This is a genomic window from Acinetobacter sp. ANC 5045 (assembly GCF_004331005.1).
Classification (GTDB): Bacteria; Pseudomonadota; Gammaproteobacteria; order Pseudomonadales; family Moraxellaceae; genus Acinetobacter; species Acinetobacter towneri.
This window is the reverse complement of the sequence record NZ_SJNS01000036.1, coordinates 1-6785: the sequence shown is the minus strand read 5'-3', so window position 1 is coordinate 6785 and position 6785 is coordinate 1. Positions and strand designations below refer to the sequence as shown.

Here is a 6785-nt window from a genome sequence, read left to right as displayed (position 1 = left end):
CCAGCTTATAGCCCTGAGTTAAATCGAATCGAGATGGTATGGAAGCAGATGAAATATTATTGGCGAGATTTTCAAGTCATGACAGCTGATAAAATAGAGCAATGGGTGGAGAGAGTATCAAACCAATTCGGAAAAGAATACATGTTTACTTTTTAATGACAGCTTATTTGAGATAAACCCTAAGTACACATGGACTGCTATATATCTTTCATTTGCACTATGTAAGAGCCGTTTGAAATATAGAATTCATAATTTAGAAAAATATTCTGAAGCAGAAAAAGAATTAGATCAAGTATATGAACTTCTAAACAACTATTTAAAATCAAATGATGATTGGTGTGCATTACCAAAACCTGATGCTCCGTGGATAGAGCTTGATGAAGAAACTTTACAACGTAACAAAGAGCGTGAGAGAAAAATTGCTGAGATTTACAATCAATGGTGGCACGATGATAAAGTTGTTTCGAGGTGGGTGAAATCAAATACTCCATGGAATTATGAGCTTGCAGGAAAAGTTGTCCATTCACTACCTGAGAAATTACTTCATGATACCACTCAAACCTATATTCTCGATTTTTTAGAAAGTTGTTTAGAATGGACTATAGCAAAACAAGAACCTTCTTGGCTTGAAAAGAATCAGAGGTTTGATGATAAAGATATTATTTATGAATGGAATCATAGCTTATCTAGTACCTTAGCTAGGGTCGTTGGGATATTCCCTGAAGAAGAGATCACATCACAATTCCTTGTTCCAATTCTTAGTCTAAAAAAAGACACTTGTTGGGAGTTAATTTATCCCTTTACTGAAAATTACATTTATCATTATATCTATAATGCCCAGGATATACCTGAAAATGCGTTAGATGTTTTAAATTTATGTTTGGATCGCTTTTTAAAAGCATCATGTTTTGATAAACAGAGCCACAGAGCTGGTGAAATTACTGGTAATGAATTACCACATATAGCTAAATGCCTAATGTTTGTTTCAAAAGATCAAGTAGCACCTTCAGCAAGTAGATTTGTGAATGGTGATTGGTCTCAAATTGGTATAATTTTACCTTTAATTGATAAGTATATCCGAACAGCAGGTTGGACTGAATATGTTATTTATCAATTCTTGAAATTGTGCGAACGATCAATCCAAAATTATCCATCACATTTATATGCTGATCAAATTCTAGGATTAATCTCCTCAGGTGAAGTATTAAATTGGGACGAGTACGTATATCAAAGGATATCTAGCCTTATCCAAGTTTTTATAGATAAGGAACAAACGATGCCAATAGAGTTACGACAAAAATTTTTAAAAATTATTGATTGGCTTGTTGATCATGGTGATCGAAGAAGTGCAGCCCTTCAACAAAGTAACTTTTTCCAAAAAGTAAAAAGTTGCTGAGCAATTAATTTTTATCAAATATTTATCTAGTTGAATATACTATGAATCATAAGAGCTTAATCAAAGTTGAAACCCTAAATTCGGAATCTACAGGGTACCTTTTTTTATCACATGATGAGACAAAATCATTTGTCATAACATCTAAACATAGTATTTGTGACCAAAAGGATAATTGTGACCCTTACAAAAATAAAGAAGATGGCTGTTGTAGAACCTGCCCTAAAGAATTTACTATTGAAAATCTCCATTTATTACAGGAGGTAACTCAAGAAAAACTCAATATTAGTAAAATATTTTATGATAAAAATAAAGATCTTACGATTATTGAGATTAATGAAAGGGCTACTGATAAATTAATCATCAATGAAGAAATTTATACCGAATCTTATATTGCAAGGGGTTTTAATGAAAAGGATAAAGATTGGATTAATTTAGATTTAGATAAGCCTAAATATTTTGGATCAATGATTTTTTATCGTCATTTAAATTCAAACCCAAATTTAGTGGAGAAGAATAAGAATTTTGAAGGAATTTCTGGCTCACTCGTTTTCACTTATCATCAAGACGATTCTCCAAAAATTGCAAAAGCAATAATTATTCATAATGAAACGCATAATGATTTTGGTGCAGAGAGTCTTGAAACATTAGACTTTGATTACATCAATAATTTTTTTGAATGTCATGTCTTTCATAGAAAAAAAGATATAGATTTTGATGGACTAAGACTTCTATTACAAAAGAACCAAGAATGGTTATTACAATCATTCTCTAATAACAAAGCAGCAAAACATAGTTTTGGTCAACCTTTAGCTCCTAATGACCCAAATCTACCGAAATTATTACCTCGTGAACGTCTAATTAATACAATTCATCATAATTTATTTACAGAAGATATTAATTTCATACTAGGAAAAGAAGGTGTTGGTAAATCGTGGGTTACTGCACAAAGTTGGTTATTCCTTGAAGACAAACCCTTACATATTTTTTTGACAGCTCAAGATTTTAGCCAATTAGGTAATAATGATTTAGAATATTTTTTAATAAAAAAAATTATTGAACAAACAAATGACGAAGAGAATCAAATTACTGTTGGAAAGTGGAAGGATAGATTCAAAAAGTGGCGAACTGATTCAGGTGAACATAATATAAACCTCCTAGTCTCTATTGATGGAATAAACCAGAAACCAGATGTAGACTGGCCTCTTATTATCAATACAATTTCTCACTTATTTGAAAATAATAGAGTTAAAATTTTAGTTACGTCAAGAACTACCTTCTTTAATGAAAAAGTCAAAAGAAAAATTATAAATGATTATAAAATAGTAACTGTAATGGATTGGTCTGAAGCAGAGAGAAATGAGATTTTAATCCAAAAAGAAATTAATCCCACCACACTTACAGTTAGCGTAGCTAACTCTTTATTGAATCCTAGATTGCTCAATATCGCTATTAGTCTATTCGGTAAACAGAAAATCCAGCAAATTGATGAGTTAGATGTCAATAGAATATTATTAGAACACATTAGGCAGATGGAATCTGAGAGATATGAAGAAATAACATATTCTGAATTTTTAATAAGTCTTCAGACTCATGCACAGGAAATTATAAATAAGTTAGTCAAGGATGAAAAAGATGATCTGAATTATTTTAAAGGAAATCTCAACGCTGTTGCTGAAGGCCGTTTTTTTGAAGTCATCGAAGATGATCTTAATTCATATAAATTAAGAGATGAAGGATTATGTTTTTCATTAGGGTTAGAAATCGTTCTTCAATTAAATAGAATGAAGCGAAATGGTAAAAATTTGGACGATGGTTTGGCTAAAATTATTGAGCCGATAAATGCATTAGATAAAACCTCAGATATTATTATTTCTAGTCTTACAATATTGATATTTGAGCCTAATTATTACTCTAGTGAGGCTCTTACCGCTTTAGTTTCATGTTTTGTTTCTCTCCAAAATACCGATGAGGCATATCTTGGTTATTTTTCTACAATTGTTGAAAGGAAAATCTCTGATTTTATAAATATTTTGGAAGAGTTATGTTTGAATGGGGGCAATCAACCAAATTTTAATTGGGTCGAAAAGTCGATTATTTGTATCTCTTATACTTCACAATCTTGGCTATGTATTGAAGTACAGATCAAAAAATGGTTACAATATTATTCATTATCGCCCGAAAAAAAACTTTCCTCATTTTCAAAGAAAGACGATAAAGATCGCTTAAATGCGCTTGAAAAGAATAAGGCCGAAATTTCAGAAAAATTAAATAAACTATCGTCAGTTGAAAAAGGATTAATTTCTCAATTAACTGAAAACGAAAAAGATATTGATACATTGGTTATTACGGCATTCCATATCTTAGCAGGAAAACCTTTAGCCAATTTTGCACCTGAATTTACTAAATGGAGCTTTGGCTGTAGTTTAAATTCAAGTTATAGCTCCCCACACAAAGACTTTATTAGCTTAATTAGATACAACCTTGTTGATTGGGAGAATACAAGGACGCAATTATTAAATGAAGCAAAAATTTTGAATTCTTCAAGCAATTCAAGTGTTGCGCAATGGGCTTATATAAGAATACTTTATGCAACAGGTGAATCCAATGATGCAAAATTTGCGGAGAATCTGGCTAAGCAACTTAGAGATGATGCTTACTCTGATGGATGGAGAAGAATAGAAAACTATTGTTCTACTGATCCCTGTGACCCTGAATCACTAGAACCAGTAAATATTGTTAAAACTATTCAAGTGTGTGATGAGCTAGATGTAAGTCAAATCTGGAATGACTTAAATCAGACATCAGAAAGTCTTTTACTACATGATATTCAAACTGGCCTTGCACGCTTTAGATCAGCAGAAGTTATATCAAAGCATAGAGAATTAATTACCGATATTTTGAGTCGAACTAAATACCCTTTACGATGTGGTATATTAAATATAGATCAACATAATATTTTATCCACGAAAGAACATGTCGATAAATTATTAGAATTACATAAGCTTAATAAAAACTCAGAATTATTTGATGGATTGACTGAAAATGATAAAAACTTTGTAAATCAATATTCAGTTATGCAAATTCTTCCACATATTGAACCAACTCAACAAATTGAAGTCCTTATTAATTTCAATAAAGAGGATAATGTATTTATCGATCTTATAGAAATTATAGAGCCTATAACAGCTGAAGAGTTTGATCAAATTCTTGATAGAAAATTACAAGAACATCAAATTTTAAATTTACTTTATTACGCAAATATTAATGAAATAGAACCAACAGAAAAATATAAGAAAATTTTAAAGGAACATTTAAATAGTCATAATTCATTTATAAAAGCAGAGGTTTTTAGAGCAATAAGTATTAATGAGGATATAGGTTTATTAAATGATTTTATTGAGATAAATTGGTCAGGTTTAACAACAGATGCTAATAACTATGAGTTATTTTATGGCTCATTATTATGGCTACTATCTGCAAAAAATAATTTAGTAGATGAAGAAACTGCCGTAGCAAACATTAATCCTAATATCTATGGAAATGCTAGTGAATATCTTTCAATTATAGGATTACAAAGAATAGCATTTGCTATAGATTCTATCTTTAAAGTTATTATCAATACTAATATTGATTTTCCAGATTTAGAAATTATTGAAAACTTATCATTAAAAAGAAATGTTACTTCATTATTTTCAGTTGACAGAATAGAAGAGAATGTTAACTTTGAGCAAAATCTAAAATCACTTTCAGAATCTGGTGAAGCTTTTGAGAAAAGACATGAAAATCAAAATCATCAATTTGATAATTATATTAGTTATTTAAAAACAAAAGGTGCCGATCTTATCTTAAATGGAATGTTACCAGAAGCATTTGCTCACATAGCAAATTCAGCTCCAGAATTGAAAGATGAATGGTTTAATACTTTTTCTAAATTAGAAAGCTCTCATATATCTAAATTTTATAACTTTATTTTACTGCTAGCCTATACTTACTCTGATGATAATGCTCAAAAGGCTCAATTGCTTTGGAACAAAATAAGCAATAGTGACTCTTTTACCAATATAACAATCGGCCATGAAAAAATCCCACTAAAACAGATGTCAATTTGGGGGAGTAAAAATCGAGATTTGAATTCATATCGATTTGAACTATTAGATAAAGCGCTATCAGATCAACAAATATACAGTCATGTATTGGCTGCAATAGTAAATAATAATGAGACTATTATTTACGATTATGTTAATCAAAAAATCAATTGTGTAGAACCATCTCAAATTGCTAGAGGAATCCTAGTTACTGGATGTTTAAATGAAAACTCTTTATCTGAAGAACTATTTAATACATACAAAGATTTCAATGGGATAATTGGAGAGGCATACAAAGCATCTTTATATATGTATGAAAGAAATGTTTGGTCTAAATATTGGTTCACTAAAATGTTATCTACAAAGGATAATGAAGAGTTTTGGCAATATATGATTTTATTTACAAAAATTGTAGATTCAAGATTTTACAAATGGAACTATTCCTTATTAAATAATAATGTTCTTTTCCGAAAATTTTATCAGAGTTTCAGAAATGATATAAATAATCGCTGTAAAAAATGGGGGAAAGAACGAGATAAAAAACTGTTTGGTAGCGAACCTCCGAATTCTATCTACATATATCTACAAGGATAATCCCAAAAAATATATTATGAACAATAATTGATTAAAGAATTAATAGCTTTGATTTTTATTTTCAAGCTATTAATTTCTTTGCTTTTCATTTGTCGTAATTGTTCAATTTTAAACTGAATATCAGGAAATTGTCCTTTTAAATCATGCAATGCTTCAATTTCTTCTTCTAATGAAATCATTTCGCTCTCAAACTCTTCTTTTTTCAAATTTAGTTCTTGGAGGGTAGATGTTGACTCAATGCAAAACTGTGATCGTAAATCATGCAAATTTTCAGCTTCAGTATAGGTTGTTTGTCCATATATACTTTTTTCATCATCAACCGTTAAATAGCCATCTTTAACTAGTCGAAGTATTAGCCGATAAACACTTTGATAGTTAACATTACTATCTACTACTTTCAAAAGTTTAACTTTATCCCAAAAGTCTACCGTTTGCCATGAGTCAATCTTATAGCTACAAAGTACACGGGAAAGTTCTTTAAACGTAAGCGTCCGCTGAACACACCTTCTGAATTCATCCTATAAGCCTTAATTTAGTCCCCACTTAGAAACAAGTGGGGACTTAAATTTATGACTACAAATAATCAGACATCCATCGCATCTCTTGCGAAAAAACGAAGAACATACAGTGCTGAATTTAAACAGCAGATCGTTCAGGCTTGTAAAGCACCGGACGTTTCAATTGCTTCAGTCGCTTTGCAACATGGATTG

At 30.4% G+C, this 6785-nt stretch carries 5 protein-coding genes; 4 read left to right on the top strand and 1 reads right to left on the bottom strand.

The window, feature by feature from the left end:
* The 3 genes from E0H79_RS14870 to E0H79_RS14860 all read left to right on the top strand — a co-directional run.
* On the top strand, window positions 1-156 hold a 156-nt coding region (locus E0H79_RS14870), incomplete at its 5' end, for a transposase (RefSeq protein WP_171458236.1).
* Window positions 157-232: 76 nt separating this feature from the next.
* Complete coding sequence (locus E0H79_RS14865) at window positions 233-1396, top strand: hypothetical protein (RefSeq protein WP_228258802.1); 1164 nt, start codon at window positions 233-235, stop codon at window positions 1394-1396.
* A gap of 41 nt (window positions 1397-1437) precedes the next feature.
* The gene (locus tag E0H79_RS14860; RefSeq protein ID WP_131262050.1) at window positions 1438-6075 is read left to right on the top strand and encodes a hypothetical protein; all 4638 of its coding nucleotides are present in this window, start codon (window positions 1438-1440) and stop codon (window positions 6073-6075) included.
* A 14-nt stretch (window positions 6076-6089) separates the two neighbouring features.
* Here the strand turns inward: E0H79_RS14860 and E0H79_RS14855 are convergent, their stop codons facing one another.
* Window positions 6090-6476, bottom strand: coding sequence for a hypothetical protein (locus E0H79_RS14855; protein WP_228258801.1), 387 nt, complete (start codon window positions 6474-6476; stop codon window positions 6090-6092).
* Window positions 6477-6644: 168 nt separating this feature from the next.
* Here E0H79_RS14855 and E0H79_RS14850 point away from each other — a divergent pair.
* Window positions 6645-6785 (top strand): transposase (locus tag E0H79_RS14850; RefSeq protein ID WP_131262048.1); only part of this gene is annotated, 141 nt, incomplete at its 3' end.

Excerpts from the sequence above, each read along its gene's own strand:
- E0H79_RS14860 (WP_131262050.1), top strand. The coding sequence starts at position 1,438 with ATGAATCATAAGAGCTTAATCAAAGTTGAAACCCTAAATTCGGAATCT.